The organism is Streptomyces sp. NPDC053665 (assembly GCF_055585285.1).
This window is the reverse complement of the sequence record NZ_JBVJKK010000004.1, coordinates 613544-638164: the sequence shown is the minus strand read 5'-3', so window position 1 is coordinate 638164 and position 24621 is coordinate 613544. Positions and strand designations below refer to the sequence as shown.

22 protein-coding genes and 2 pseudogenes are annotated in these 24621 nt (G+C 69.4%); 11 read left to right on the top strand and 13 right to left on the bottom strand.

The window, feature by feature from the left end:
• Window positions 1-24: 24 nt before the first annotated feature.
• Both ACZ6ZN_RS19845 and ACZ6ZN_RS19840 read right to left on the bottom strand, forming a co-directional pair.
• Window positions 25-318 (bottom strand): hypothetical protein, encoded by a 294-nt coding sequence (locus ACZ6ZN_RS19845; RefSeq protein WP_451878473.1) that lies wholly within the window; start codon window positions 316-318, stop codon window positions 25-27.
• 998 nt (window positions 319-1316) lie between these two features.
• Entirely contained in the window at window positions 1317-1958 is a 642-nt protein-coding gene (locus tag ACZ6ZN_RS19840; protein ID WP_469647927.1) for a carbonic anhydrase, read from the bottom strand.
• Window positions 1959-2315: 357 nt separating this feature from the next.
• Here ACZ6ZN_RS19840 and ACZ6ZN_RS19835 point away from each other — a divergent pair, with 357 nt between their 5' ends.
• Entirely contained in the window at window positions 2316-4298 is a 1983-nt protein-coding gene (locus ACZ6ZN_RS19835; RefSeq protein ID WP_469647923.1) for an APC family permease, read from the top strand.
• 167 nt (window positions 4299-4465) lie between these two features.
• On the opposite strand, the gene ACZ6ZN_RS19830 is transcribed toward ACZ6ZN_RS19835, so the two are convergent.
• A complete protein-coding gene (locus tag ACZ6ZN_RS19830) occupies window positions 4466-5173 on the bottom strand; it encodes a CBM20 domain-containing protein (protein WP_469647920.1) in 708 nt (235 codons plus the stop codon).
• Between the two features lie 647 nt (window positions 5174-5820).
• On the opposite strand from ACZ6ZN_RS19830, the gene ACZ6ZN_RS19825 reads away from it, so the two are divergent.
• Complete coding sequence (locus ACZ6ZN_RS19825) at window positions 5821-6555, top strand: dienelactone hydrolase family protein (protein WP_469647919.1); 735 nt, start codon at window positions 5821-5823, stop codon at window positions 6553-6555.
• Window positions 6556-6762: 207 nt separating this feature from the next.
• The gene (locus tag ACZ6ZN_RS19820; RefSeq protein WP_469647916.1) at window positions 6763-6993 is read left to right on the top strand and encodes a transposase; all 231 of its coding nucleotides are present in this window, start codon (window positions 6763-6765) and stop codon (window positions 6991-6993) included.
• A gap of 195 nt (window positions 6994-7188) precedes the next feature.
• Here ACZ6ZN_RS19820 and ACZ6ZN_RS19815 read toward each other — a convergent pair whose 3' ends face one another.
• A complete protein-coding gene (locus ACZ6ZN_RS19815) occupies window positions 7189-7938 on the bottom strand; it encodes an SDR family NAD(P)-dependent oxidoreductase (protein WP_469647913.1) in 750 nt (249 codons plus the stop codon).
• Between the two features lie 126 nt (window positions 7939-8064).
• Between ACZ6ZN_RS19815 and ACZ6ZN_RS19810 the strand changes: the two genes are divergently transcribed.
• Together ACZ6ZN_RS19810 and ACZ6ZN_RS19805 are read left to right on the top strand one after the other, a co-directional pair.
• Window positions 8065-8499: an Rrf2 family transcriptional regulator gene (locus ACZ6ZN_RS19810; protein WP_311685925.1), complete on the top strand. Its 435-nt coding sequence runs from the start codon at window positions 8065-8067 to the stop codon at window positions 8497-8499.
• Between the two features lie 617 nt (window positions 8500-9116).
• A complete protein-coding gene (locus tag ACZ6ZN_RS19805; protein ID WP_451878465.1) occupies window positions 9117-9572 on the top strand; it encodes a hypothetical protein in 456 nt (151 codons plus the stop codon).
• A gap of 136 nt (window positions 9573-9708) precedes the next feature.
• On the opposite strand, the gene ACZ6ZN_RS19800 is transcribed toward ACZ6ZN_RS19805, so the two are convergent.
• Window positions 9709-10695, bottom strand: coding sequence for an AraC family transcriptional regulator (locus ACZ6ZN_RS19800; protein WP_469647910.1), 987 nt, complete (start codon window positions 10693-10695; stop codon window positions 9709-9711).
• Between the two features lie 307 nt (window positions 10696-11002).
• Here ACZ6ZN_RS19800 and ACZ6ZN_RS19795 point away from each other — a divergent pair, with 307 nt between their 5' ends.
• Window positions 11003-11356 carry a hypothetical protein gene (locus ACZ6ZN_RS19795; protein ID WP_451878463.1) on the top strand — a complete coding sequence of 118 codons (354 nt, stop codon included), beginning with the start codon at window positions 11003-11005 and terminating at the stop codon, window positions 11354-11356.
• A 390-nt stretch (window positions 11357-11746) separates the two neighbouring features.
• Here the strand turns inward: ACZ6ZN_RS19795 and ACZ6ZN_RS19790 are convergent, their stop codons facing one another.
• Window positions 11747-12352, bottom strand: a complete 606-nt coding sequence (locus tag ACZ6ZN_RS19790) for a hypothetical protein (protein WP_451878462.1) — start codon at window positions 12350-12352, stop codon at window positions 11747-11749.
• 130 nt (window positions 12353-12482) lie between these two features.
• Here ACZ6ZN_RS19790 and ACZ6ZN_RS19785 point away from each other — a divergent pair.
• Window positions 12483-12692, top strand: a pseudogene (locus tag ACZ6ZN_RS19785) (4-hydroxybenzoate 3-monooxygenase); the annotation flags it as partial.
• Between the two features lie 65 nt (window positions 12693-12757).
• Here the strand turns inward: ACZ6ZN_RS19785 and mscL are convergent.
• The 6 genes and pseudogenes from mscL to ACZ6ZN_RS19755 all read right to left on the bottom strand — a co-directional run bounded on the left by mscL (window position 12758) and on the right by ACZ6ZN_RS19755 (window position 20490).
• Window positions 12758-13201 carry a large conductance mechanosensitive channel protein MscL gene (gene mscL, locus ACZ6ZN_RS19780; RefSeq protein ID WP_398111532.1) on the bottom strand — a complete coding sequence of 148 codons (444 nt, stop codon included), beginning with the start codon at window positions 13199-13201 and terminating at the stop codon, window positions 12758-12760.
• A gap of 198 nt (window positions 13202-13399) precedes the next feature.
• Window positions 13400-13915 (bottom strand): hypothetical protein, encoded by a 516-nt coding sequence (locus tag ACZ6ZN_RS19775; protein WP_451878461.1) that lies wholly within the window; start codon window positions 13913-13915, stop codon window positions 13400-13402.
• Between the two features lie 373 nt (window positions 13916-14288).
• Window positions 14289-15176 carry a KPN_02809 family neutral zinc metallopeptidase gene (gene ypfJ / locus ACZ6ZN_RS19770; RefSeq protein WP_451878460.1) on the bottom strand — a complete coding sequence of 296 codons (888 nt, stop codon included), beginning with the start codon at window positions 15174-15176 and terminating at the stop codon, window positions 14289-14291.
• 816 nt (window positions 15177-15992) lie between these two features.
• Window positions 15993-18218, bottom strand: a pseudogene (locus ACZ6ZN_RS19765) (PAS domain S-box protein); the annotation flags it as partial.
• 500 nt (window positions 18219-18718) lie between these two features.
• A complete protein-coding gene (locus ACZ6ZN_RS19760) occupies window positions 18719-19405 on the bottom strand; it encodes an ABC transporter ATP-binding protein (RefSeq protein ID WP_451878458.1) in 687 nt (228 codons plus the stop codon).
• Window positions 19402-20490: an ABC transporter permease gene (locus ACZ6ZN_RS19755; RefSeq protein WP_451878457.1), complete on the bottom strand. Its 1089-nt coding sequence runs from the start codon at window positions 20488-20490 to the stop codon at window positions 19402-19404. The genes ACZ6ZN_RS19760 and ACZ6ZN_RS19755 overlap by 4 nt, the downstream gene beginning before the upstream one ends.
• Window positions 20491-20662: 172 nt before the next feature.
• Here ACZ6ZN_RS19755 and ACZ6ZN_RS19750 point away from each other — a divergent pair, with 172 nt between their 5' ends.
• The 3 genes from ACZ6ZN_RS19750 to ACZ6ZN_RS19740 all read left to right on the top strand — a co-directional run bounded on the left by ACZ6ZN_RS19750 (window position 20663) and on the right by ACZ6ZN_RS19740 (window position 23167).
• A complete protein-coding gene (locus tag ACZ6ZN_RS19750) occupies window positions 20663-21883 on the top strand; it encodes a sensor histidine kinase (protein ID WP_469647904.1) in 1221 nt (406 codons plus the stop codon).
• Window positions 21880-22518 (top strand): response regulator, encoded by a 639-nt coding sequence (locus ACZ6ZN_RS19745; protein WP_469647902.1) that lies wholly within the window; start codon window positions 21880-21882, stop codon window positions 22516-22518. Before ACZ6ZN_RS19750 ends, ACZ6ZN_RS19745 begins: the two co-directional genes overlap by 4 nt.
• 361 nt (window positions 22519-22879) lie before the next feature.
• The gene (locus ACZ6ZN_RS19740) at window positions 22880-23167 is read left to right on the top strand and encodes an ATP-binding protein (RefSeq protein ID WP_469647900.1); all 288 of its coding nucleotides are present in this window, start codon (window positions 22880-22882) and stop codon (window positions 23165-23167) included.
• 47 nt (window positions 23168-23214) lie between these two features.
• On the opposite strand, the gene ACZ6ZN_RS19735 is transcribed toward ACZ6ZN_RS19740, so the two are convergent.
• On the bottom strand, window positions 23215-23403 hold the full coding sequence (locus ACZ6ZN_RS19735; protein WP_469647897.1) for a hypothetical protein: 189 nt from the start codon (window positions 23401-23403) through the stop codon (window positions 23215-23217).
• A gap of 332 nt (window positions 23404-23735) precedes the next feature.
• Between ACZ6ZN_RS19735 and ACZ6ZN_RS19730 the strand changes: the two genes are divergently transcribed.
• Window positions 23736-24614 (top strand): universal stress protein, encoded by an 879-nt coding sequence (locus ACZ6ZN_RS19730; RefSeq protein ID WP_451878449.1) that lies wholly within the window; start codon window positions 23736-23738, stop codon window positions 24612-24614.
• Window positions 24615-24621: the final 7 nt, after the last annotated feature.

The window sequence follows — 24621 nt, the reverse complement described above, 5'->3', positions numbered from 1 at the left end:
GAAAAGGACGGATCTCAGGGTGCGTCAGGCGGGCGCGTGACGTGTTGCAGACGCCTTCCGGGGTACGGCGTGGTGCGCGGGACATCCCTCGCTTGTTGCGTCGAGGCGCTCCAGCCACAGGGAGACTGTGAGCAGCAGGCCGCTGAAGACGATCAGGAGGAGGGCGGACACCCACATCTGCCTGCTGCCGGGCGACTGCCATGCGGTAAAGGCGGTCAGCACCGCCCACAGCAGGACGCCACCCACGTAGAAAGTGCGGACCCGGCGCAGCTGCCGCACTGCCCGCAATGACATGACGCGATCAGACTTGGATGCCATGCCGGCCCCTGTACCCCCAGCGGACGCTGTTCAACGTTGCAGGTTGATCGGGTTGGCCCTTCTTCCCACGCCTTACCGCTGGGCACGTCCTTCGAAGTCACGGCGCGCTGCTGCACCTTGGTCCTCGACCAGTCCTGCATCGTCAGGGAGGTCCAGGACAGCGCCGCAATGGCTGCACAGCTTCCCATCCTCGGCCGGCGTGCCACACGCCTTGCAGAACCGATTACCCTCGCCGTTCCTAGTAGCCTGCGACATGACTCTCTCTTTCCCTAGAGGGGGCAGTGATGAACGGGGAGTACCCCCAGCGTCCGCGAACTCACAGATCACGGAGATCGCCGTAACCACAGCCCCGGGAACGGGTGCTGCTCGGCACGCTGACCAACCCCTGCGGCGATCCGAGCCCGGCGGAGACCCAACAAGTGACGGCATCACCGAAGCCATGGTCCAGACGCGCCTACCGGAGTGGGAAGTTCAAGCGGTGGAGCAGCACGCCGCCTTCCACCGCGACTGGCACGACTACTGGGGCAGCTGCACCTGGCAGAAGCTGGGCGGCCGAGTTGGCTGAGCCGGAGAAGGTCGACGAGCTCCTGCACCGACATCCACTCCTGCGGTGGGCTGCACCGACGTCCGTTCGCTCGCGCACGTCAGGTACTGCGTGGCTGACGCGTGGTCGGATTGGGTGCGTGGGGCAGCGGACTGCGCTCTCGACCGGGCCGCCGGGACCACTCTGTTCGACCTCGGCACCATGGCCGACCGGATCTCCCGTAGTCCGCCGCCAACGTGCAAACGCTCGCCCCCGTCGACAACCTGCGCGTCGACGCTGGACTTCCTCACCAGCGGGCCACCCGCAAAAGCACCGTCTCGAAGACGCACCATGTCCCGGACCCCACCATGCCCATGAGCCGAGGTAGGCCGCCTCGGCGGCGACCGTCTCGCGGCCCGTAGGACGTACTCATGCGAGCCACTGACGCCGGGGTCCGTAGGGGCGAAGTCGCAGGTCAGGGGACGGCGGGGAGCGAGGCCTCGATCCCACGGGCCGCGACGGGCTGGGCACTGCCGTCGGCCAGGCGGTAGGACAGGCCCACCACGGCCGCCCGGCCATTAGCGACCCGATCGGCCAGGACGCGGGAGCGTTCCAGCAGCAGGTCGACGGTCCGCTCGATGTGCTCGGCGAGGACCTCCTCGGGCTGGTCGCGCCCGGCGGCCCGCGCCGCCAGGACGCTGGGGGTCACCCGCTCGACGACGTCCCTCACGAATCCGGCGGGCACTTGACCGCCGTCGGCGGCGGCGCACGCAGCCGCGATGGCCCCGCACGAGTCATGGCCGAGTACCACCACCAGCGGGCAGTCCAGCACGCTCACGCCGTACTCGATGCTGCCCAGCGCCTCCGCGCCGACGACGTGCCCGGCGGTGCGCACGACGAAGAGGTCCCCCAGCCCCTGATCGAAGATGATCTCGGCGGCCAGCCGGGAGTCGGAGCACCCGAACAGCACAGCGAACGGCTTCTGGGCGGGTGCGATCTGCGCGCGGCGCGCGGCGTCCTGGTGCGGGTGCTCAGGGGTGCCCGCAAGGAAGCGCTGGTTGCCGGCCAGCAACAGCTCATAGGCATCACGCGGCGCCGGAGTGTGGGTGTCGGTCATGATTCGAAGCCTACGATCCGGCCCCGCCGATCGACAGCGCGGGCCATGACGTGTCCCGGGACAGCACACTCCGCGGGCGGCGCCGCGCGTGCTGCGGTGTCACCGAACCCGGTGCATCCACCGGCACCGAAGGATCCCGCGGATCGTCTCGGCGGCCCTTTCCGGCGCGTCCGAAGACGCCCCTTGGCAAAGAGCCCGGCAAGGCGAGTGACCACCTGGGACAAGCCGCTGGTCCAGGGCATTACAGGTACTGGATCGCGTGATCGCGGGACGTGTACTCGGTGATCGTCGCGGCGGCATCCAGGCGATGACCGCCGCGACGCATCCGACAGGCAGGTAGGGAAGGACGTGGGGGACATGGACAGCGCGGGTCAGCCGGTGGTTCCGGAGGTGGTGGACAGTCCCGCTCTGCGGGCGCACCCGACAGGCAGGACCGCGCGGTGGCTGTTGCGGCATCAGGTCCAGCCTGTGGGGCCGGCGGCCGGTGTGGCGCATGCCGAGGCGCATGCGTGGTGGAAGGTGATGTGCCTGACGGGGGTCGACTACTTTTCCAGCCTGGCCTACGTGCCGGCGATCGCCGCGCTCGCCGCGGGAGCGGTGTCACCGCTGGCGACGCTGCTGATCGTGGCGTTGACGTTGCTGGGGATGCTGCCGATGTACCGGCGGGTGGCCAAGCAGAGCCCGCACGGCGCGGGGTCGGTGGCGATGCTCGAGGATCTGCTGCCGTTCTGGTGGGGCAAGCTGTTCGTACTGGCCCTGCTCGGGTTCGTGGCCACCTCGTGGATCATCACCATCACCTTGTCGACGGCGGATGCCTCGGTGCACGTGGTGGAGAACCCCTTCTTCCCCGCCGCGCTGCACGGCCACGAGGTTGCCCTGACGGTGGTGCTGCTGCTGGTGCTCGGTGGTGTGTTCCTGCTCGGGTTCAGCGAGGCGGTCAGTGTCGCCATCCCGCTCGTCGCCGTGTTCCTGGTCCTCAACGCGGTCGTCATCGCCGTCGGCCTGGTCCAGGTGTTCACCACCGATGGCGCGCTGTCGGCGTGGACCGACGCACTCACCGACGGCGGGGGCGGCTTCGGTGACGTCGCCGGCCCGGCGCTGCTGGCCTTCCCTCTGCTCGTGCTGGGCCTGTCCGGATTCGAGACCGGTGTGTCCATGATCCCGCTGATCGCGGCCGAAGGCGCCGACGACGAGCAGCGCCTGCGGGCGCGCATCCGCAACGCCCGCCGGCTGCTGACCACGGCGGCGGTGACCATGAGCGTCTACCTGCTGTCCGCCAGTTTCGTCACCACCGTGCTCATCCCGCACGACGAGTTCGAGCCCGGTGGCGCGGCCAACGGCCGCGCGCTGGCCTGGCTGGCCCACGAGCACGTCGGAGAGGCGTTCGGCACGGTCTACGACATCAGCACGATCCTCATCCTGTGGTTCGCCGGTGCGTCCGCGATGGCCGGGCTGATCAACATCGTCCCGCGCTACCTGCCGGGCTACGGCATGGCGCCGGAATGGGGCCGCGCGGTGCGTCCGGTCGTCCTCGTCTACACCGCGCTGTGCGTGGTGATCACCATCGCGTTCGACGCCGACGTCGACGCCCAGGCCGGTGCCTACGCCACCGGGATCCTGGCCATGATGGTCTCCGGGGCCTTCGCCGTGACCGTCTTCGTCGCCCGCGGCCGCCGCCGCGTGGCCACCGTCGGCTTCGGACTGCTCACCGCGGTGCTCCTGTACGCCCTGGGCGCCAACATCATCGACAAACCGGACGGCATCGCCATCTCCGGCTTCTTCATCCTCGGCATCATCACCGTCTCGCTGATCTCCCGCGTCGCGCGGACCACCGAGCTGCGCGCCGACCGTCTCGTCTTCGACGAGAGCGCACGCCGGTTCATCGCCGAAACCCTCGCCCACGACCAGTCCATCAACATCATCGCCAATCGCCGACAGGCCGGCGACGAAGCCGAGTACGCCGCCAAGGAGCGCGAGCAGCGCGGCACCAACCCGGTCCCCGGCTTCGCGGACGTGCTCTTCCTCGAGATCGACGTGGTCGATCCGTCCGACTTCAGCGAGACCCTCACCGTCCACGGCCTGGACGTCGGCGGCTACCGCATCCTGCGTGCGCAGGCCCCGGCCGCGCCCAACGCCATCGCCGCGATCCTGCTCGCGTTGCGTGATGCCACGGGGGTGCGGCCGCACTGCTACTTCGCCTGGGCCGAGGGGAGCCCGCTCAAGCACATGTTCCGCTACTTCCTCCTCGGCCGCGGCGACACCGCCCCCGTCACCCGCGAGATCATCCGCAGCAACGAACCCGACCCCGACCGCCGCCCCGGTATCCACGTCGGCAGCTGAAGCGCCTGACCACCGCCCGCTTCGGCGGGGCGACTGCGCACTCGGCCGCTTACCGAACAGGGCTGTGCATCGCTTCGCGCGTATGACCGGGGTCGAGGGCGGGGATACTGGCAGGTGCCGGGACCGAGGGGTATCCATCACATATCCCCCGGCCCCGGTGCCGGACGTCAGCGCCAGGTGTCGTTGACGGTCAGCGTGCCGGTGGGCGGCGTGACGACGGTGCGGTTGTCGCCGTTCTCCCAGGTGACCGTGCCATCGGGGTTCTTCCTGAAGTACTTGTACTGCACGGTGGTGTTCGGCGGGAGCTGGTGGGCTCCGGACCAGAGCGGGTACGTGGGGGCGCCGGTGATCAGGGGGACGGCCTTGGCCGGGTCCCAGCTGCCCAGGTCGGGCAGGTTGCCGGTGACGTAGAGGTTCTGGCCCCAGCTGGTGGTCGCGGTGGCGCGGAAGGTTGCGGAGACCGGGCTGACGTCCCAGCGGTCGTGGTTGGCCGGCGTGTTCGGGGCGACCGTCAGTGTGCGGTTGGGGGTGCTTTCCCAGGTCACCGCGCCGGTGGGTGAGCGCCTGAGGTACTTGTACTGCACGGTGGCGCCGACGGGCAGCTGGACGCCGGCCGACCAGTGCGGGTAGGCGCTTGCGGTGGTGCCCAGTGGGACGGCTCTGGCCGGATCCCAGGAGCCCAACTGCGGAGCGCTGCCGGTGACGAGCAGGGTTTCCCCTTGCGTGGCGGCCTCCACTCGGAAGGTGACGGAGGTGTCCTGCGTCGTGGCCGCACGGGCGTGAGGGACCGTACCGGCAAAGAGGCTGGCGAGGAGCACGGCGAGCACGAGCGCCGGCCGCCAGACGGCCGGCACCCGCTGGTATGTCGAGAGCATGTCATTCCCTTCTGACTCGTGGACGGCGGATTCCTGCCCGCCGTCCACGCACATTCAACACAGATTGAAGACAGAGAGCGACGGTATGCGCTCTCTGCGTTCAATCAGGCATGCGATTCGGCCGTGAATGCCGAATCGTCTTGCTCCTTCGTCTAAGTCCTGAACGAAGAGCCCGTGACCGGATGCAGGAAGCCACTCGAACTGGTCGCAGCGGACAGGGAGTCGGTCGAGGTCGCCGGAGTACACCTGAAGGCCACGTTCCGTCGGCGTTCCGGCTGCCACGAGCACCCTGACGGCCTTGCGCAAGATGACGCAAAAGCTTTCACGCCGCCATCCCCGGGTTTCGCCGCCTGGCGATGCGGCTCGGGCCGACCTTCCGTCAGTTCCCACAGGGCGGGCAGACCGTCCTCCGGCATCTGGGCTTCGTCTGACGGGAGTCTCGGTGCCCTGTCGGTGGGCTACGCTGTCCGGCTATGAATACCGGGACGGCCTTGCGCCACACACGGATTGGTGACCCGGTGCTCTTCTGAGCGCCGTACGGGCCGGTTTGGGCCCGCTGTTCGATCGAGGCTCTTGCGTTGCTGCGCGTGCTCCGCCTCCGTCGGGTTGATCACAGGCTCTGCACATCAACCACGACAGGAGTATGCATGCCCACCAAGACACTGCGGATTCCCACCGCGGACGGTCAGGCCGACGCCTTCGCCGCCTTCCCGGACCAAGGCGAGCGGCACCCAGGGGTGCTGATGTACGCGGACGGCTTCGGCATCCGGCCCGTGCTGCGGGAGATGGCCCGCGAACTGGCCGGGCACGGCTACTACGTGCTCGTCCCCAACTCCTTCTACCGACATGGCCCTGCACCGCTGGTCGAGCTTCCCGATTACATCGGAGAGGAGGTCCGGTCCGCGGTCTTCGCCCAGCTGATGCCCCTGATCGAGGCGCACACCGCTGAACGTGTCCTGAGCGACGCCGACGCCTACCTCAGGTTCCTCACGACTCAGCCCGAGGTCGGCGCCGGTCCCGTCGCGGTGACCGGCTACTGCATAGGCGGCCTCTACGCGATGCGCACCGCTGCGGCCCATCCCGACCAGGTGGCGGCCGTCGCCGCGTTCCACGGTCCCGTGGGCGCCGACGGGCCCGACCTCTTCTCCAAGCTCACCGCCCAGGTCCACCTCGGCCACGCCGAAGGCGACATGACACCTGAGGCCCTCGGCGAGCTCAACCAGGCCCTGGATGCAGCAGGTGTCGGCTACACCTCCGAGATCTACCCCGACACCATCCACGGCTTCACCATGTCCGACACCGACGCCTATAGCGCCTCTGGGCTGAAGCGTCACTGGGATCGCCTGCTCCCCCTTCTGGACCGCACCCTGGCCAACAGTTGAGACCTCAGCCTGCAAACCAACCCTGAAACGGCCGCGACCAGCAGACGGCGTAGCGAGCCACACCGATGTCTCCATGGCCGTGGCCCGCCTCTCTCGTGAACGGAACTTCCGTAAAGGGTCGCTTGAGAGATCCGAGCAGGGCCTCTTGGAAGCTCAGAGGGCTACTACCGCAACTCGTCCTCTAAGAGGCCCTTTTGCCGCCGTTGAATGCCACTGCAGAGACGGAGTCCCCTTCGGTCACTCTGGCGTGTGAGGGTCCTGCCGCTGCTGCCGGTACCAGGTTGGATGTGCGGCCGGGGCGGCCGGCCGGAGGCGTACTGCCACCGGGCGGCCATGCTCGATGCAATCCGGTATCTCGTGGACAAGGGGATCAAGTGGCGGGCGATGCCCGCCGACTTCCCGCCGTGGGACCGCATCTACGCATTCTTCCGCCGATAGCGCGACAACGCCTTGGTCAAGGAGTTCCACGACCGGTTGCGCGCGAGGGCCCGCGAGGAGCTGGGGAGGGATGCGGAGCCGACGGCCGCAGTGCTCGACTCGCAGTCCGTCAAAGCGGACGCCGTCGTCGGCACGGAGAGCCGCGGCTTCGACGGAGGCAAGCTCCCGGCGGATCAAGCGGCGGGAATCGGCGGCTCAGGCGTTGTAGCCACCGTGGGCGTCCAGCACCGCGCCAGTGACGTACGACGCAGCCGGACTCGCCAGGAAGGCGATCGCCGCGGCGATCTCGTCGGGGTGCCCCATGCGCTGCAGGGACAGCGAGCCGAGCAGGGTCTTGAGGGTGTCGGGGTCCGGCGGCTGCATGCCACCGTCCATCAGTCCGGCCTCCACGACGTTGGCCGTGATGTCCCGGGACCCGAGGTCGCGTGCGACACCCATGGTGTACCTCTCTATCCCGGACTTGGTCGCCGCGTAGTCGGCAAGGCCGGGGGCGCCGACCCGGGAACCCAGGCCGGAGCTCACCGTGATGATGCGACCGCCCGTGCGCAGCACTCGGGCGGCGGCGCGGATGACCGCGATCACGCCGAGGTAGTTCGTGGCGTGCATGCGATCCAGGGCAGCGGTGTCGGCGTCCGGATCGTCCACCGCGCCGGCCACGGAGATCGCGGCGTTGTTGACGAGGATGTCCAGGCCGCCGAAGTGTGCGACCACGTCGCCGATCAGGGCCGGCGCCCGGCTGGTGTCCGCCTGATCGGACCGGAGGGCGAGGGCGTTCGCTCCCTTGCCGCGCACCTCGTCGACGACGGCCTGCGCCTTCTCCTCGGAGCTGACATAGGTGAAGGCGACATCGGCGCCCTGCTCGGCCAGCAGTCGCACAGTCGCGGCCCCCAGCCCTCGAGACCCCCCGGTGACCAGGGCGACCTTGCCCGTGAGTGGCTTGCTCATTCTTCTCACCTCGGTGATCGATCCGTCCTGCTGTCGCAACGTTAATTGTTACGACGGGCGGTTGCAACCTTACCTGTTACGACTGCGCTGTCATAACATGAGGCGTTGCGTCCGTAGAGGAGGGTCATGAGCGCCAACAGCAGGCTCACCATCGCCTCGCACGCCCTGGCCTGGATCGGCCTCTATCAGCGTCAGGGCCATGAGGTCGCCACCTCCGAGCAGATCGCGTCCAGTGCGAACACCAACCCCGTGGTGATCAGACGGCTCCTGGGCGATCTGCGCAGGGCGGGGCTCGTGGAATCACGGCGGGGCGTGGGAGCGGGCTGGTCACTGGCGCGCGACCTCGGATCGATGACCCTGCTCGACGTGTACGAGGCGGTGGAATCCGGCCCCCTGTTCGCGATGCACCGCACCACGCCGGACCAGAATTGCGTGGTGGGCCACGGCATCCAACCGGCGATGCAGCGGGTCTACGACGGCATCGAGCAGACCCTGAGACACGAACTGGCCCGGGTCACGCTCGAAGACGTACTCCAGGACGTCCTCGCGACACCCCGATAGCCCTCCGTCAGCAGGTGCGAGGCACCCCTGTGGATCTCGCAGCTCCTTGATCAGGCACATAAGTGCTTCTCGAGGAAGGACTGCCCTGACGTTCAGCAGGAGCCTACGAAGACGGCCGCCCGGCGGAGCCACCAGCCCGGAGTTCGGAAAGGCAGCGGCCCTCGTCGGCGTGGCCCTGCTTCTCGCCGGTTGCGGTGGCAACCAGTAGACGGGACAAGCGGCCTCGGCCGGCGCGGCACCTTCACCCTCCCCCACTCCCGCTGCCTGCGCTCATGACGAGCCTTACTACCAAGCCGGGTTGCTCCAGACCGAGGACCTCTGGACCCAAGGAGGGAGATCGCAGGAGAAGACGATCTAGGCGTACTTACGCTGCCGAGCGCTGCTTCTCGATGTGGACGCAATGGCAAGCAATCGGAGACTGAGCAGCAACGTCTGTCGCGCAGGGCCGGGCAGTCTTGGTTGCGCCCGGTCGCCGTGACGATGACAGTCGTCCGGCTCAGCTGCGGGGGCGGGCACGGTACTGGTGTCATGCCGCCAGGACCAGAGACAGATGTCCGGCGCTTGGCGGGCCTCACCTCGCGGAGCGCACCATTCACACGTGTACAAGGGGAGCACACATGAGGTTTCGTCAGGGCGTTCGCGCCGCCGGTGTAGTGGCTGCTGGACTGCTGGGGGTGGCGGCGGCCGCCGCTCCCGCGAGCGCTGCCACCGTGAACTGGAAGGCCGTCGACCCGGACATCCCCATGGTCTGCATGCCGGCCATATCGCACGCTACCTACCCCGGGGTCCGGTTTCAGGGGTGCCTGGTGGCCAACGCGAACGACGATGCGCAGGTCATCATGGTGGTCGTGAATGAGGGGCCGAAGGCCGTCAACATCGGTGGTTGGACCTCGTCTCAGTTCGGCAGCAATGTAACTTGTGCCAATTCCGTGCTGAACCCGAATATTGTGCGTGCCTGCTTCGGCCCGACCGTTCATCTTCCCGAGAGCGGTGTCAATTACAACAACTCGGTGCACCTCACGGTGAACGGCTCGACCAAGATCGCGCCTGCGCCGAGCATCGGCCGCGGCTGAAGCTGAACGAAGAGTGTGGTTCGTTCTGTGTCGTGAATCAAAAGTTACTCTGAGCGAGCGGAATGGAACCCGGCCTCCGCAGGCTTTCGATGCGGTGCGTCCCACCTTGAGTCATCGACCGTAGGGGCTGCGGCCCTTACGGTCGTTCCGACAGCGCGAGTGCGCGGTGGTCCTTTGGGGAGAGGCCGTACCTGGTACGGAAGCTACGGGTGAAGTTCGATGCCCGAACGATTCCCCAGCGGGCGGTGATCACGTGGATGGGCGTGCTTCGCTGCGTGGGATCGGCAAGGTCTCGGTGGATTGCCTCAAGGCGTCGGCGGCGTATCGATGCTGCTATCGGTTCGCCTCCCATTTCCTCCTGGGCGAGTCTGTGAAGGTAGCTGAGGGAGATGTGGTGAGCGGCGGCTATCACCGGGGGCGTCAGTTCGGGGTCGTGCAGGTTGTGCTGAATGAACGATTGAATGCGGCGTGCCAGGGTCCGTCGGCGGGTCTCCGGGGGCAGCGCTGCTTCTGCTTCCACCACGTGAGCCAGCCATGCGGATACCAGGTCGACCACGACGGTACCCAGTCGTGGGGCATCAGAGGGCTGCAGATGGCCGACCTGCTCCTTCATGCCGGTGAGGAACTGTGTCACCAGGGTGCCGAGGCCGCTGCGCGCGGGGAGGCTGCGGCCCAGCGTTGCGGCGATTCGGTGTGCCGGCAGGGGCAACACCTTGGCCGGTATATCCACGCCGATTCCCTGAACGGCGTGGCGGTGACCGGTGCCTGCGGATTGCAAATCGTACGGCTGTGAGCTGCTGGCCAGGTGAACGTCGCCGGCTTCGAATGCCTGGACCTCGCCGGAGTGGACGAGGGCGAGCTCTCCGTGCAGGAGCAGGGTCAGGTGCAGCAGTTCGGGGTCGGATTGCCGCACCATGTTGGCATTGCGTCGGAAACGTGTGGGCAGGAAGGACGAGGACCAGACAGTCACCGGTCCGAGTTCCATGATCCGGTGCTCCGCGTGGAAATCGGCTGCGTGGTCACTTATCACCTCGCTGGCACGGGTTCGGCAAACCAGTTCACGCCAGTAGTCGAACCGGTCCTTAGCCGGGACGTCCTCGGTGATGAACACAGTCCCTATCACCTGGCCTACCCCCCTTTCGGTTACACGCCTCGACTCCTTTGCCGACCAGTTTAGGCACCATCCTGTCTGCGGCATCGGGCAGCCCTGATGTTTCGGGGCCTGATGAGCCACGAGGACGCCGTGATCCGCGTTCGACCGGGCTCGAAGGCCGGCGCCAGCCGGTTCGCCAGGTGCCAGTCGCCCGCCTTTGCGAGCCAGCCCGCACACCAGCGGTAGGCGCCCTGATCGGGCCAGTCCGCTCCCGCTGATGGGGCGTTGCCGACTGTGCGCCGAGAGATCCACGCTTCGCTCGCTGCGCCCGGCCGACGTGTCCACCGACACCCACCAGCGCACCGTACTGGAGACGGTGGCCGCCGCCTTGGCGCGGGGGCCCGGCTCGCAGCGGTTCGGACGGTGCCGCCGCATCGCGGCACCGCCCACACACGGATCAGGCAGGGTTGTCGACTATCACGAAGCCGCCGTCCTTGTAGTACCGGTCGAAGTCCTCTCCCGGTTCGGCGTTGTGGACCAGTCGGGCCAAGGCACGCTCGAAGCGGGCCACGACGGTCTTGCCTTCCCGCTGCAGGCGGCTTCCGGTCAGGCACCGGCATCGGGTGCCTGGCCGCCCGACGCTGCGCCCGAACTGCTCGAATATGCCCGGTTCAGTGCCTCGCGGACGTGAACCCCTCACCGCGCCGCGCGCGGCTTCCGCAGGCCGCTGGCGGAATTGGGATCCGTTCCAGGACGGGTGGTACGCGCTCACCAGTAGGGTGTCGGCGGTGCGCGGCCCGCCGGTGGGCACCCCGTGCTGATAGTAGGCGAGGGGTGCGAATACCAGTTGCGCCCGGCTCTCGAGCGGCGGCCGCCGCGGGCAGTACCTCACGTGGGTTGGTGAAAGTCCACGGTGCCGAAGACGCTGTACAGCACGTCGTACGTGTTGGTCATCGCCTGCAGGTGGGGCGCCGCGTTGGACTGCACGACGCGCAGGCCTGGCCGTCCTCGCCATCCGATGATGTTCCAGGGAGCAGGTGCACGGGTGCGACCGGCTTCGCCGCTTGCTCGCTGTCCCGGGTCAGGGTCGGAGACCCGCGCGTCGCAGCGTCAGCGCCGCCAGGTCGGCGATGACGTCAGGGTCTCCGCGACGCCAGGCGTCGGCCAGGCCGCCCGGCGGCGTGGCAAGCGCGGCCAGCGGCCGCTGCGGCCCGGTCAGCGCTCGCAGCGCAAGGAGGTCGGCGCCACCGGGGGCATCGAGGAGGCGTCGAGTCGTGGCGCTCCGCCGGATCCACCGCAGTCGTGGAACGAGCCACAACACCAGGATCACGGCGGTCGGAAGGACGATCAGGGCGATCGTCGTGAGCGTGGCGACATGGCCCACGGTGTCCTGCAACGACTGTCCGGCATCGGAAAGACTCGTGCCGGCCTCGGCCGCGGACCTGAGTGGCTTCTTCAACGAGTCACCGACGAACGGGACCTTCGAGGCCGCGTTGCCGGCATCGTCGAGACTGGAGGCAAGACTGTCGCCCGCGCTCTCGGCTTTCTGCCCGGGCTCGGCCAACGTCAGGATCGCGTCACGGACGACCAGAGCGAACTTCACTGTGCTCGCGATCAGGAGCAGAGCGATCAGATCCGCGATCAGCTGACGACCCCGGCGCGCTGGGCTCTGGGCGTAGAGACGCATGGACGTGCTCCTGTTCCGACGGCGACATCGAGGAAAGCCAACTCCGAACCGGTGGCACGGAGCTCGCGCCTGCGGGGGTGACGGCGAGGATCGGCGGATGGCTTGACGGTACATGGGACGCACGGACGATATGGGGGTACGCGCGCTCAGGACCGGTCACGCCCTCCACCGACCGGCCGACACGGGCATCGACTGCGTGGTCTTGGAGCACCGGGACCGCACCTACGTCGAGCAGCGCCAGCGCGCCGGCATCCTCGGGCAGGGCACCGTCGACGCACTGCGGGCGTGCGACGCTGCCGAGCGCCTGGGCATGGGGAGCGGTTCGGCATCGGACGGCGTCGCCAATTACGGTCGTCAGGGGCCCGCGAGGGGCACGGCACCGCAGACCGGGCCATGGAGGCGGGGTTACCCGGCGCGCTGGGTGGTCTCCCCGGCCTGAGCGGGTACGGCGGGCAGGGCGACGGTGCAGGAGGCGCAGCGTCGGGCTTGGGCCGGTACGGGGCTGAGGCATTCGGGGCAGTCCCGTTTCGGGGCCTGGACGTCATGGTGCGGGGCGAGGCGCTCGTGGAGCTTGTTGATCGGGAGCACGACCAGGAAGTAGAGGGCGCTGGCGAGGAGGAGGAAGCTGATCGCCGCGTTGATGAAGGCGCCGTAGGGGAACTTGGTGGCGCCCAGGGTGAAGGTCTTGTGGCTCATGTCGCCGGTGACGCCGGTGGCCAGTCCGACGAGTGGGGTCAGGAAGGCGCTGACGAAGCCGTTCACCACGGCGGTGAACGCTGCCCCGATGACGATACCGACGGCCAGGTCGACCACGTTGCCGCGCAGGATGAAGCTGCGGAAGCCCTTCACCTTCTCACCCCTCGGGAGCTCTTGACGTCAATGGGCGGCACCGAAAGCACGGTCAGCCCCTTCCCTTCGCCTCGGATGCCCTGCCGCCCGTCCTCCATGCCGGTCCGGCCGTGCGTCGCGGTGATGTACGTCAAGCACCCATCGCGGCCTGAGGGGGACGCCTTCTCCACCGTGTGTTGTGACCGGTGAGTGATGGGGTCAGCTGTTGGCGAGTATCGGGCCGGCCGGGGCAGCGAGTGTCTGATGAGCGTGGGGGCAGGGCGTGGCAGAAGTGGTTGCGGCAATGCGCATCCGGCGCAGGAGATCACGGGTGGTACGCCTGCGCAGCGTGCTGCGCCAGGTCAGTCCCGGGTGGCGGGACCGTAGGTGTGACAGCGCACGGGTGCCCAGACCGGTGCTGTGGAAGCGCTCGTCGATGGTGACGGTGGTGATGACGCCCTGGGCGCAGTCAGTGCAGATCTGGTAGCGGACCTGGCCGACGACTTGGCGGATGTGCACCAGGAGCAGGCATTCGTGGCCCGGTCCGGGGTCGTCCGGGATGTGCGTCGACAGGAAATCGATTGCCCGGTAGGCGAGGACGCGGCGGCGCAGGCGGCCGGTGCGTCGGCCTCGGCGTGAGTGCTTGGCGCCGTTGTGACCGGGCGTCGATGTCTCGGCGGTGGAGGCCTGGGCGCTGAGAGTGCTGCTGGTGGGACGCGCTTGGTGTCCGTGCATGATGTCTCGGGTGCCCGAAGAGCCGACGGATACCCGTGCAGAGCCGGGCGAGCCGCTTCCAGCACTCGACGAACCCGCAGACAGCCCGCAACCCAACCAAGCACTACTCGTGACGTGAGTCAGAGATTCTCGGGTGATTCTCACGAGCCGCCCGGCACCCGGCTTGATCGCCGATGTGGCCAGAATGTCTGACTCAGGTCACTAGCTGCGCGGCGACGGCAAGCTATTGGAAGCGGTCAGCCTGTGGAGGCAGAACTCCCACGTGGTGCAGGCTGTTACCGCCGAACGTGGCACGGCACGGCACGGCGCAATACGCGATCTGTCCACCAGCGGCGGCCCCCATCCGGGCCTCGTGCCGGGGCTGTCAACGTAATCAGCTGAACGTGTTGCAGCTGGAGACGCGGCCGGAGCGGTAGCCGGTGGAGAACCACTGCTGGCGCTGACGCGCGGAGCCGTGCGTCCAGGTGTCCGGTGTGACCCTGCCTTGGTAGCGCTGCTGGATACGGTCGTCTCCCACGGCGGCGGCTGCGTCCAGCCCGCGGTTGATGTCGTCCTTCGTCAAGTCGGTGATCAGTGGCTTACCGCTCCTGGGGTCGGGGGTGATGGTGGCGTGGTGGGCCCACACTCCGGCGTAGCAATCCGCCTGCAACTCGAGTTTCACCGAGCCGCTGTTCTGGCCCGTTCCGCTGCCGCGGGAGATCGTTCCGCTGAGGTCCTGGACGTGGTGACCATATTCGTGCGCGATGACGTAGGCCTCGGCGAACGGGCCACCCTTGGCGCCGAACTTGCTGCTCAGGTCGTTGAAGAAGTCGAGGTCGAGATAGACCCTGTCATCGGCTGAGCAGTAGAACGGGCCGACGTCGGAGGTCGCGTTCCCGCAACCGGTGTTCACACTGCCGGTGAACAGGAAAGTCTGGGACTGCTGGTAGGGCTTGCCAACGGCTGTCTCCGTCTGCTTCCAGAATGCCTGCACGCTGTCGACCACAGCGACGATCCGGCACTCCTCCTTGCGGTTGGCGTCGGCACCGGTCCGGCAGTCCGACGAGAGGTCTGCGGCTGGCTTGCCGGACGAGGACGCGTCACCGCTGCCCGAGTCGAACATCCCGGGGTCGACACCCAGGAGCACGGACACGACCAGCACCACGAGCCCGACCAGTCCCCCGCCGATGGTCTTCCCGCCGCCCGGGATCCCGGCCAGCGCACCTCCCCGCCCGTCCACGACCTCGGACGTGTCCAGAGCAGCATCGTCGTCGAATTGCATACGGTGACCCTCCCTCAAGCAGCGCGCTGGACCGCCCCGCGTCGTCCCGCTCGCCTACCCCGTACGAGGACCTCCCCATCCCCTCCTCTTCCTGCGGTCAAGGCGCAGGCATTGCAGCCACTACGCGTACAGTGACGCAAGTCACCTTTCATGAAGGGGTCATGTCAGGGGGTGGTGCACAGAGCGAGATGGCAGGCCTGGCCTGCTCATCAACACGGTGCTGGGCGGCCTGGGTACGCTCTACGTCACCACCAAGTCCGCTGACATCACGCTTGCTCGGCGCTGCTGGTGCTTGTGATCACCATCAGAGTCCTCGTCCTGAAGCGGGTGTCCGGGCCCGGGGGCAGGCCGGAGGGGGAGGGCCGGGGCGATCCTCGGGGGCTCCTGTTGCGTCGGCGCAATGCCGTCCACCGGCGCCTGTACGAGGCGGAGCTGGGTGGCTGCTGCGCGGGCCGTGTCGATCAGAGCGCTGGTTGCCTCGCTCACCGGCCGCGAAGCCCCGAGACGCGCAGCCGACCCGGGTAGGGAGCACCACGAGTCGCCGCAACGCATCGGCAGGACGCTGGTCGTCGGCTCCTCGCCTCTCACAGCGGCTGGTGCGGCGATGCACGTCGTGCCAGGACCGGGCCTTCCCGTGCTTGCCCTCGGTCCTACGGCTCTCGTCACCGGACTCGTCCTGACCTTTTCGCCCCAGCGGTAGAGCTCCTCCGTTCTGCCGGCGTACGTGGTGCGTACCGTCGGGGGCACTGTGACCGGGCCCGCCGTCTGAAGATCGGCGTGAAGGCGGTCGCGCACCGCTGAAGGCGTGTCCGATGCTCACCGCGTCGTGTTGCCCGCAGGGAGGGTGAACCAGGTGGTCTTGCCGTCGTCGGTGGGGCGCACACCCCAACTGTGGGCGAGGGCGTCGACGAGGAGAAGGCCGCGGCCGGATTCGTCGTCGGGGGCGGCCAGGCGGGGCTGGGGAAGGTGAGGGCTGTGGTCGCTGATCTCGACGATCACTTCGGTGGCGGTACGGCGCAGGTGGAGCCCGAGAGGGCCCTGGGCGTGCTGGAGGGCGTTGGTGAGCACTTCGGAGACCAGGAGGCGGGCGTCGTCGGCGAGATGGGCGCAGTTCCAGGCGGTGAGGGTCTTGGTGAGGAAGCTGCGTCCGTCGCCGACGGAGGAGGCGTGGGCGGGCAGGTCGGTGGAGGCGGCGGCCAGCGGTGCGGCAGGCAATCGGGCCAGGAGCAGGGTGACGTCGTCGTCGTGACCGTCGGTCCCGGGCAGCAGGGCGGTCAGGACGCGGTCGGCGACGGACTCCAGGGCATCGGTGGCGCTGAAAGCCGCCTCGAGGGCGCGAGTCAGGTCGGCGAGGCGGTGTTCGATGTCGCTGCCGGGGGTTTCGATCAGACCGTCGGTGTAGAGGACGAGCGTGGCCCCGGGGGGTACGGCGGTGCGGGTCTGCTGGTGGAGCATGCCGCCCACGCCGAGCGGCGCGCTGATGGGGGCGTCGAGGGTCCGGACCCCGCCCGGGTCGGCGAGGAGGGCGGGGAGGTGACCGGCCGAGCAGACGGTGATCTCGCCGGTGTCGGGGGCGAGGATCAGGTAGCAGCAAGTGACCAGCTGGTCGGGCAGGTCGAGGTCGGCGACGATGGCGTCGAGGGCCTGCATCAGCCGGCTGGGCTCCATGCCGGTCTTGGCCAGGGCGTGGGCGGCGGCCCGCAGTTGGCCCATGACGGCGGCCGCGTCCAGGCCGCGCCCCATCACGTCGCCTATGAGAATGCCGACCCGGCCCGCGCCGAGGGGGATGAGGTCGAACCAGTCGCCGCCTACCCCGGCACCCTGGGTGGCGGGCAGGTAGCGGTGGGCGGCGGCGAGGCCGGGGATGGCCGGCGGGGTGCCCATCAGACTGCGCTGCAGGGTGAGGGCGATGTGGCGCTGCTGCTCGTACAGGGCGTGGAGTTCGGCCTCGGCCCGCTTGCGGTCGCTGATGTCGCGGACGATGGCGCATGCGCCCTGCACCGTTCCGTCGGCGGCGCGGGTGGGCCACAGAGTGACGTCGACGTCGAGCAGGTGCCCGCCCCGGGTGACGCGGAGGGTCTCGAAGTGCTCGATCTTCTCGCCGCGGGCCAGCCGTTCGAGGAGGGCGGTGATCTCGTGGGTGTGGTCGGGTAGGGCCAGCATCGCCACGTGGCGGCCGATCGCCTCCTCGGCGCTGTAGCCGTACAGGCGCTGGGCGGCGGCGTTCCAGTAGGTGATGTGCCCGTCGAGGGTCTTGGCCAGGATCGCGTCCTGCGAGGACTCCACGAGCGCGGCGAGCTGGTTGATGTGCTGTTCGGCGGCCTTGCGGTCGCTGACGTCGCGGACGGCCGCGGAGACCAGGAGGCCGTCCGCGGTCTCCAGCGGACTGAGGCTGATCTCCACGGGGAACTCGGTGCCGTCCTTGCGCAACCCGTGCAGCTCCAGCCCTGCCCCCATCGGCCGCACCTGCCGGCTCTCGGCGTACGCCTCACGATGCCCCGAATGCTGAGCACGGAATCGCCCCGGGATCAGCAACTCCACCGACTGACCCAGCAGTTCCGCCCGCCCGTACCCGAACAGCGACTCCGTCTGCGCGTTCACCAACCGGATCAGCCCCGCGTCGTCCACGATCACCATCGCGTCCGGCGCCGCCTCCAGCAGGCCCCGAAACCGCTCCTCAGCGGCCTTGCGGTCGCTGACGTCGCGGACGGCCGCGGAGACCAGGAGGCCGTCCGCGGTCTCCAGCGGACTGAGGCTGATCTCCACGGGGAACTCGGTGCCGTCCTTGCGCAACCCGTGCAGCTCCAGCCCTGCCCCCATCGGCCGCACCTGCCGGCTCTCGGCGTACGCCTCACGATGCCCCGAATGCTGAGCACGGAATCGCCCCGGGATCAGCAACTCCACCGACTGACCCAGCAGTTCCGCCCGCCCGTACCCGAACAGCGACTCCGTCTGCGCGTTCACCAACCGGATCAGCCCCGCGTCGTCCACGATCACCATCGCGTCCGGCGCCGCCTCCAACAGCCCCCGGAACCGCTCCTCGCCCGTCGCCGGGCCCTCCCCCGCCGAAACGGTTGCGGGCCCTGATCCCGCCGACCCGGTGCCGCAGCGACAGGACGGCGGTCCCGTCTGCGTGGCCCCGCGCGTCGGCATTGTGCTGTCCTCGTCGTCCATGGTGGCCCCACCCGGCTGGCATATCTACAGGAATCGGGCCATCACAGCGCATCGACGTCCGTCGCACCCTCGTATGGCGTCTACTGGCCGCTCGGTGGCCGAGTCTGTCCGCTTGGCTTCGGCAAACCATCGATTCCCGAAGCACTTCTCCGGCCAAGTACGGGAAGGGCCGGGACGGTCACCCTGGCCGACTCCCGTTCCCGCGCGACCGCTCAGCCCCTGTCGTCGTTCTCGACCGGGCGACGGTCGCCCCGGCGGCTACACGGGATACGAAACCCCACGGGCCCGCGCCCCGCGCCGTCCGGTCCCCGGGTCCCCCGCCTACGCCTTGTCCGCCCCACCGGCCACGTCCTCCTCCTTCACGGAGATCACGGCCGGCTTCTCGGCGCCGCGCGCAGGCGTCCGTCGTGGACCTCGGCGACCTGGTCCGCGGCTTCGAGGTGGGCACGGTCGTGGGTGACCACCACGGTCGCGGTCCCCCGCTCGTGGGTGAGGCGGGAGATGAGGTCGACGACGGCGGTGCCCCGCGCATGGTCGAGAGCGCTGGTGGGCTCGTCGATCAGAAGCACGGCGGGGTCGTTCATCAGGGCCCGGGCGATGTTGATGCGCTGGCGCTGGCCGCCGGAGAGCTGGTGCGGTCGGCGGCCGGCCAGATCGGCGAGTCCGACGGCGTCGAGGAGTTTCATCGCGCGGGTCCGGGTGGTGCGGGGTGTGCGGCCGTCGATCCGAGCCATCACCTCCAGTTGTTCGACTGCGGTGAGAGAGGGCAGCAGGTTGGGTTGCTGGAAGACGATTCCGATCTTGTGGCGGCGCAGTGCGGTGAGTTCGCCGGGGGTGAGACCGGTGGTGGAGCGGCCGTCGACCGTGACGGTGCCGGAATCCGGGCCGACCAACGTGGCGGCCACGGCGAGAAGGCTGGACTTGCCGGATCCGGAGGGACCCACCACCGCCGTCAGGTTCCCGCGGGGAACGTCCAGGTGGACCCGGTCGAGGGCCGTCAGACGGGTGTCGCCGTCGGGGTACGTGAGAGTGACGCCGGTCAGCGTGAGGCTCATCGGGCACTCCCGAGGGCGGTCAGCGGTTCCACGGACGTGATGCGCCGGATGGACAGGGCGGCGCCCGCGGCACCAAGAAGGGTGATCACAGCGGCCGGCGTCAGGGTCGAAGCCGGAGTGAGGAGGAAGGGCACCGCGCTGTCGGCCAGCCGCGCGCCGATGGCGGCCGCAATGCCGGTGCCGATGATGGTGCCGCCGGAGAGCAGGAGGAGTGCCTGACCGAGAGCGTCTTTGAGGAGGTATGCCGTGGGCGCTCCGAGGGCCTTGAGGACGGCGACGTCACCGCTGCGCTGGATGGTCCACACCGTGAAGAAGGCCCCGATGACCAGGGCGGAGATGGCGAACAGAAAACCGCGCATCAGCTGCAGGGATCCGTTCTCGGAGGTGTAGGAACCGATCGCCGACAGCGACTCCCGCGTGGCGACCGACTTCGTGCCGGCCTTGCGGTCGATGGCGGCCGTGTCCGCTTCGGCGGTGGTGCTCACGGCGACGACGGTCGCCCTCGGGCCCTCTCGGCCGCCGACAGGAGGTGCGGTCCTCCGCCAGGAGTCCAGACTGGACCAGAGCACCGGGGTGTGACTGAAGTGGGCGTCGCCCTTCACGGCGGCCACCTTGAGGCGGCGGCCCGCCAGCCGGACGTAGTCACCGGTTCGAACGCCCAAATCGCCGGCGGCTGCGACGGACAGCACCACAGCGCTCTCGGTGATCCGTTCACCGTCCGGGGCGAGGGTGGAGCCGGGCCGGACGCCGAAGACCGAGACCCCGGCGCTCCTGTCCCCGGCGGTGGCCACGGTGGTGGTGATTCCCAGCGGTTCGGCGCTGCGGACACCGTTCGCCCCGGCCCATTGCTGCCACTGGCGTGCGGTCACGGTGGAACGGGAGTACGACAGATCCCGACCGCCGCCCGGAGCCTGGAATGCGATCATGTCGGCGGGCAGCCCCGTGATCGCGGAGGTGTTCTGACGGCTGAGTCCGGCTGTGAGTCCGGACAGCAATCCCACCAGCAGGGTGATCAGCACGATGACGGCTCCCATCAGGGCGAAGCGCCCCTTGGCGAACTTCACGTCTCTCCAGGCGACGAACACGGCGTGGGCCTGTCCTTTCCGGCGTCGAAGCGATACGGGCCCCACTGTCACTGTTGGCCCCGTCCTCGCGCGTCCGGCAGAAGACCGCATTCGAGGTATCGGAAGTCGGAACACGGATTGCACCTTTCGACAGAGGCCACAGGCCACCGGTCTCCGTAACCTGGGACGTACTGTGAACAGCGCTCCTCCCACCCTCACCCCGACCACCCGGGCCCTGGCCTGGTGTCTGCACCTGTTGGTCATCGGGCTGCTCGCTCTGGCCGCCGGCCGCGCCGTGACCGGCGGGCGGCCCGACGTGGCATGGATCGTCGCCGTCTCGTCGGCGTGCGGCCTGGCGTACGCGGTCGGGCCCGTGCTGCCTTCCGTACGCCGGTCGCAGCAGGCGGCCACCGTGTGGCTGGCGGCTGTGGGCACGTGCTGGCTGATGCTGCTGGCCCTGTCCCCCGAGGCTGTATGGCTGGCCTTCCCCCTCTACTTCCTGCAGGTGCACCTGCTGCCGCGCAGCACCGGACTTGCGGCGGTGGTCGTCACCACCGCCGCGGCCGTCGCGGGCTTCGCCGCCCACCAGCGCGCCTTCAGCCCCGCCATGGCCATCGGCCCGGCACTCGGCGCTGCTGTCGCCGTCGCGGTCGTGTGGGGGTACCAGGCCCTGTACCGGGAGAGCGAACAGCGCCGCCGGCTGATCGAGGAACTCACTCGCGCTCGTGCCGACCTGGCCGCTGCCCAGCACACCGCCGGCATGCTCGCCGAACGCGACCGTCTGGCCCGCGAGATCCACGACACCCTCGCCCAGGGCCTGACCAGCATCCAGCTGCTGCTGCGGGCCGCCGAGCGAGCCCTGCCCGGGTCCCCGGATCACGCAGCTCGCCATGTCGGCCAGGCGCGGCAGGCCGCCGTCGACAACCTCGCGGAGGCCCGGCGCTTCATCGCGGCGCTCACCCCGCCCGCGCTGGACGACACCACCCTGGCCGGCTCCCTGACCCGCCTGTGCGACACCACGTCCGCCCGGCACGGGCTCACCGTTCGGTTCCACCTCACAGGCGATCCCGTCGCTCTGTCCACCGCCCAGGAGGTCGCACTGCTACGCGTCGCCCAATCTGCCCTGGCCAACACCGTCCAGCACGCCGGAGCCGGCACCGCGGACGTCACCCTCGACCACCACGGCGACCACGTCCGTCTCGAGGTCGCCGACGACGGGTGCGGCTTCGACCCCGCCCGGCTTCCCGCCCCGGACCCCGGAGCCGGGGGATTCGGGCTGGCCGCCATGCGGGCACGCGTTGACACCCTCGGCGGCACCCTCACCCTCGTCTCGTCCCCCGGCGGCGGCACCACGGTGAGCGCCCGCCTGCCCCTCACCGCGCCGGACCGGCCCCGAACCGAGGCCCGCCCGTGACCGACGACGCCCCCGTGCGCCTGCTCCTGGCCGACGACCACCCCGTCGTCCGTGCCGGACTGCGCGCCGTGCTGGAGACCGAGCCGGACCTGGTCGTCGTGGCCGAGGCCGCCACCGCGGAGGACGCCGTCGCCCGCGCCGCCGAGGGTGACGTCGACGTCGTGCTGATGGACCTGCAGTTCGGCAAGGGCATGGGCGGCGCCGAGGCCACCGCCCTGATCACCGCCCGGCCGGCAGCCCCGCGCGTGCTGATCGTCACCACCTACGACAGCGATGCCGACACGCTGCCAGCCATCGAAGCCGGCGCCACCGGCTACTTGCTCAAGGATGCCCCGCCGGAGGACCTGGCCGCTGCCGTACGCGCCGCGGCAACGGGAGGCACGACGCTGGCGCCCACCGTGGCGGACCGGCTGATGAACCGACTCCGTGCACCCCGCACGGCTCTCACCCCGCGCGAGACCGAGGTCCTCTCCCTCGTCGCTGCCGGCTTGTCGAACCAGGCCATCGCTGCCCGCCTGCACCTGACCGAGGGCACGGTCAAGTCCCACCTCGCACGTGTGTACACCAAGCTCGGCGTCGACTCCCGCACCGCGGCCGTGGCCACAGCCACCGGACTCGGCCTCATTCGGCGCTGAGCCGAGCACCCACCGGCAGCCGGAAGGGCGGCAAGGAACGTCCAGGAGGACCGACCCTCATCCGTCCATAACAGGCGGGGCAGTTGAGCGCTGGGAACGGCCACAGCGGGTAAGCGCGGACAGGCCGACACGAAAAGGCCACTATCCGCACAACGGACCTCACCGGACAGGAACCACTATGGTCACCCCGCTTATGCAGCAGGCGGAGGATGGACACCGTCCCGCGGCAGCCCTGTCTTACGGCGCCGTGTGGGGCACAGCAGGGGTCCCCCTTGCCGACACCCGCAGTGCCACACGCGCTCTCCTGGCGTACGCCGGGCACCCCCCGCACGGCCGTGCCTGCCAGGACGCCCAGATCGTCGTGAGCGAACTCGTCACCAACGCATTGCGCCACGCACCAGGGCCCGGCGGCCTCCTCCTGGAACTACTCACCGGTGAGCGAGATCTTCTCCGGATCACCGTGCGCGACACGTCACCGACCGGGCCGAGCGTGTGTCCGCCCGACCCGTTGCGCGTCGGACGGCACGGTGTACACCTCGTCACCCGCCTGTGTGCGACGTTTGCCACCATCCCGGTCACCGGTGGGAAGGCGGTCGTCGCCGAACTGCGCCTGTCCGACGCAGTGCGGGAAGGGGCTGCCCCTTCGTAGACCCCCAACGGCTGTGTGAGGGCCCCGCCCCGACACCGCTCCCCGGCTCAGCGCGCCAGACCTGACACACCATCACCGAGGATGCTGAAGCCCAGAAGGATCAGCACCACGCCCGTGATCACGGTGCTGTTGGCGACCATGAACCGCCGGACACCGTCCGGGGGCGCCGCGGCCCGTCGGCCCCCTGCCAGGTGGATGACGACGAAACCGAGGACCGTGCAGGAGGCGATGAGCACGAAGACGGGATTTCATGACCGTCGTTCCTTCCGGTGACGACCGGGGGAGCACTTCCAGCGTCGCCGCGCAGCCGTGACGAGGTCCCTACACACGCGAACGACTTTTCGCGTAAGCCTCATCGCGTGTCGAGGGGGCGTCCCTGCGGCCACCGGTGGTTCCGATGGCCGCAGGAATCAATCGGCACCAGCAGAGCCCAGGAGCTCCGCCACCAGAGTCGCCACATCCGGGTGGTCGGGTCCCCCCGGCTGTGCCCGCTCCTGGAGGCACGAGGGCCTCTCCGGGGTGAAGCTGGAGGAGAGGTGCCATCGGCGTCGGCGGTGAGGGGTACAGGGTGCCTGGTCTCGTGATCGTGGGCGTGGACGGTACAGCCGCGGGGCTGGCCGCGACCGAGGTGGCAGCCCGGGAAGCACGGTGGCGCCGTGCCGAGCTGCGGATCGTCCACGCCTTCGTTCCGCCGCCGGTTGCACCATCGGCGCCGTCAGCCGCGGTGGCACTGCGGTCCGGGCTGCGGGACGCGGCCGAGGTGCTCGTGAACGAGGCAGTCGAGCGGGCACGGGCGGCCGCACCCGATGTCGCCGTGCATGACGTGGTGATCGACGCGGAGCCGTTGACCGTTCTGGAGGCGCAGTCACGCGCCGCGGACCTCATGGTCGTCGGCTCCCGGGGACGAGGCGGTCTCGTCGGCCTCCTGACGGGCTCGAAGGCGGTGCACCTGGCCGCGCACGGTTCGTGCCCAGTGCTGGTCCTGCGTGAACCGTCACACGGCGACGGACCGGTCGTCCTCGGAGTCGACGGCTCGGCCGCCGGGGCGAAGGCCGTCGACTTCGCCTTCGCGGAGGCCGCCCTGCGCCGGGCGCCGCTGGTGGCCCTGCACAGCTGGACCGTGTGGAGTCCCACGGGGCCGGCGTCGCCGGACCGCCGGGTGCCGTCCGTTGATCCGTCGAACGCCCTCGCCGAGAGAGCGGAACACCTGGTCGCAGAGGCGCTGGCCGACGCCCGCGAACGGTATCCGGATGTGGCGGTGCGGCGCGAGGTGGTGCACGGCGGGCCGAGGGAGGCCCTCATCGGGGCGAGCCGGTCGGCCCAGCTCGTGGTGGTCGGCGCACGCGGGCGCGGCGGCTTCGCCGGGCTGGTGGTGGGTTCGGTGAGCCAGGCCGTGCTGCACCACGCCCACTGCCCGGTCGCGGTGGTCCGGGGCGAGCACCGGTGAGAGGAGC

Coding starts and splice junctions, on each gene's coding strand:
- ACZ6ZN_RS19845 (WP_451878473.1), bottom strand. CDS start 318: ATGGCATCCAAGTCTGATCGCGTCATGTCATTGCGGGCAGTGCGGCAG.
- ACZ6ZN_RS19840 (WP_469647927.1), bottom strand. CDS start 1,958: ATGACCGACACCCACACTCCGGCGCCGCGTGATGCCTATGAGCTGTTG.
- ACZ6ZN_RS19835 (WP_469647923.1), top strand. CDS start 2,316: ATGGACAGCGCGGGTCAGCCGGTGGTTCCGGAGGTGGTGGACAGTCCC.
- ACZ6ZN_RS19830 (WP_469647920.1), bottom strand. CDS start 5,173: ATGCTCTCGACATACCAGCGGGTGCCGGCCGTCTGGCGGCCGGCGCTC.
- ACZ6ZN_RS19825 (WP_469647919.1), top strand. CDS start 5,821: ATGCCCACCAAGACACTGCGGATTCCCACCGCGGACGGTCAGGCCGAC.
- ACZ6ZN_RS19820 (WP_469647916.1), top strand. CDS start 6,763: ATGCCACTGCAGAGACGGAGTCCCCTTCGGTCACTCTGGCGTGTGAGG.
- ACZ6ZN_RS19815 (WP_469647913.1), bottom strand. CDS start 7,938: ATGAGCAAGCCACTCACGGGCAAGGTCGCCCTGGTCACCGGGGGGTCT.
- ACZ6ZN_RS19810 (WP_311685925.1), top strand. CDS start 8,065: ATGAGCGCCAACAGCAGGCTCACCATCGCCTCGCACGCCCTGGCCTGG.
- ACZ6ZN_RS19805 (WP_451878465.1), top strand. CDS start 9,117: ATGAGGTTTCGTCAGGGCGTTCGCGCCGCCGGTGTAGTGGCTGCTGGA.
- ACZ6ZN_RS19790 (WP_451878462.1), bottom strand. CDS start 12,352: ATGCGTCTCTACGCCCAGAGCCCAGCGCGCCGGGGTCGTCAGCTGATC.
- ACZ6ZN_RS19775 (WP_451878461.1), bottom strand. CDS start 13,915: ATGCACGGACACCAAGCGCGTCCCACCAGCAGCACTCTCAGCGCCCAG.
- ypfJ (WP_451878460.1), bottom strand. CDS start 15,176: ATGCAATTCGACGACGATGCTGCTCTGGACACGTCCGAGGTCGTGGAC.
- ACZ6ZN_RS19760 (WP_451878458.1), bottom strand. CDS start 19,405: ATGAGCCTCACGCTGACCGGCGTCACTCTCACGTACCCCGACGGCGAC.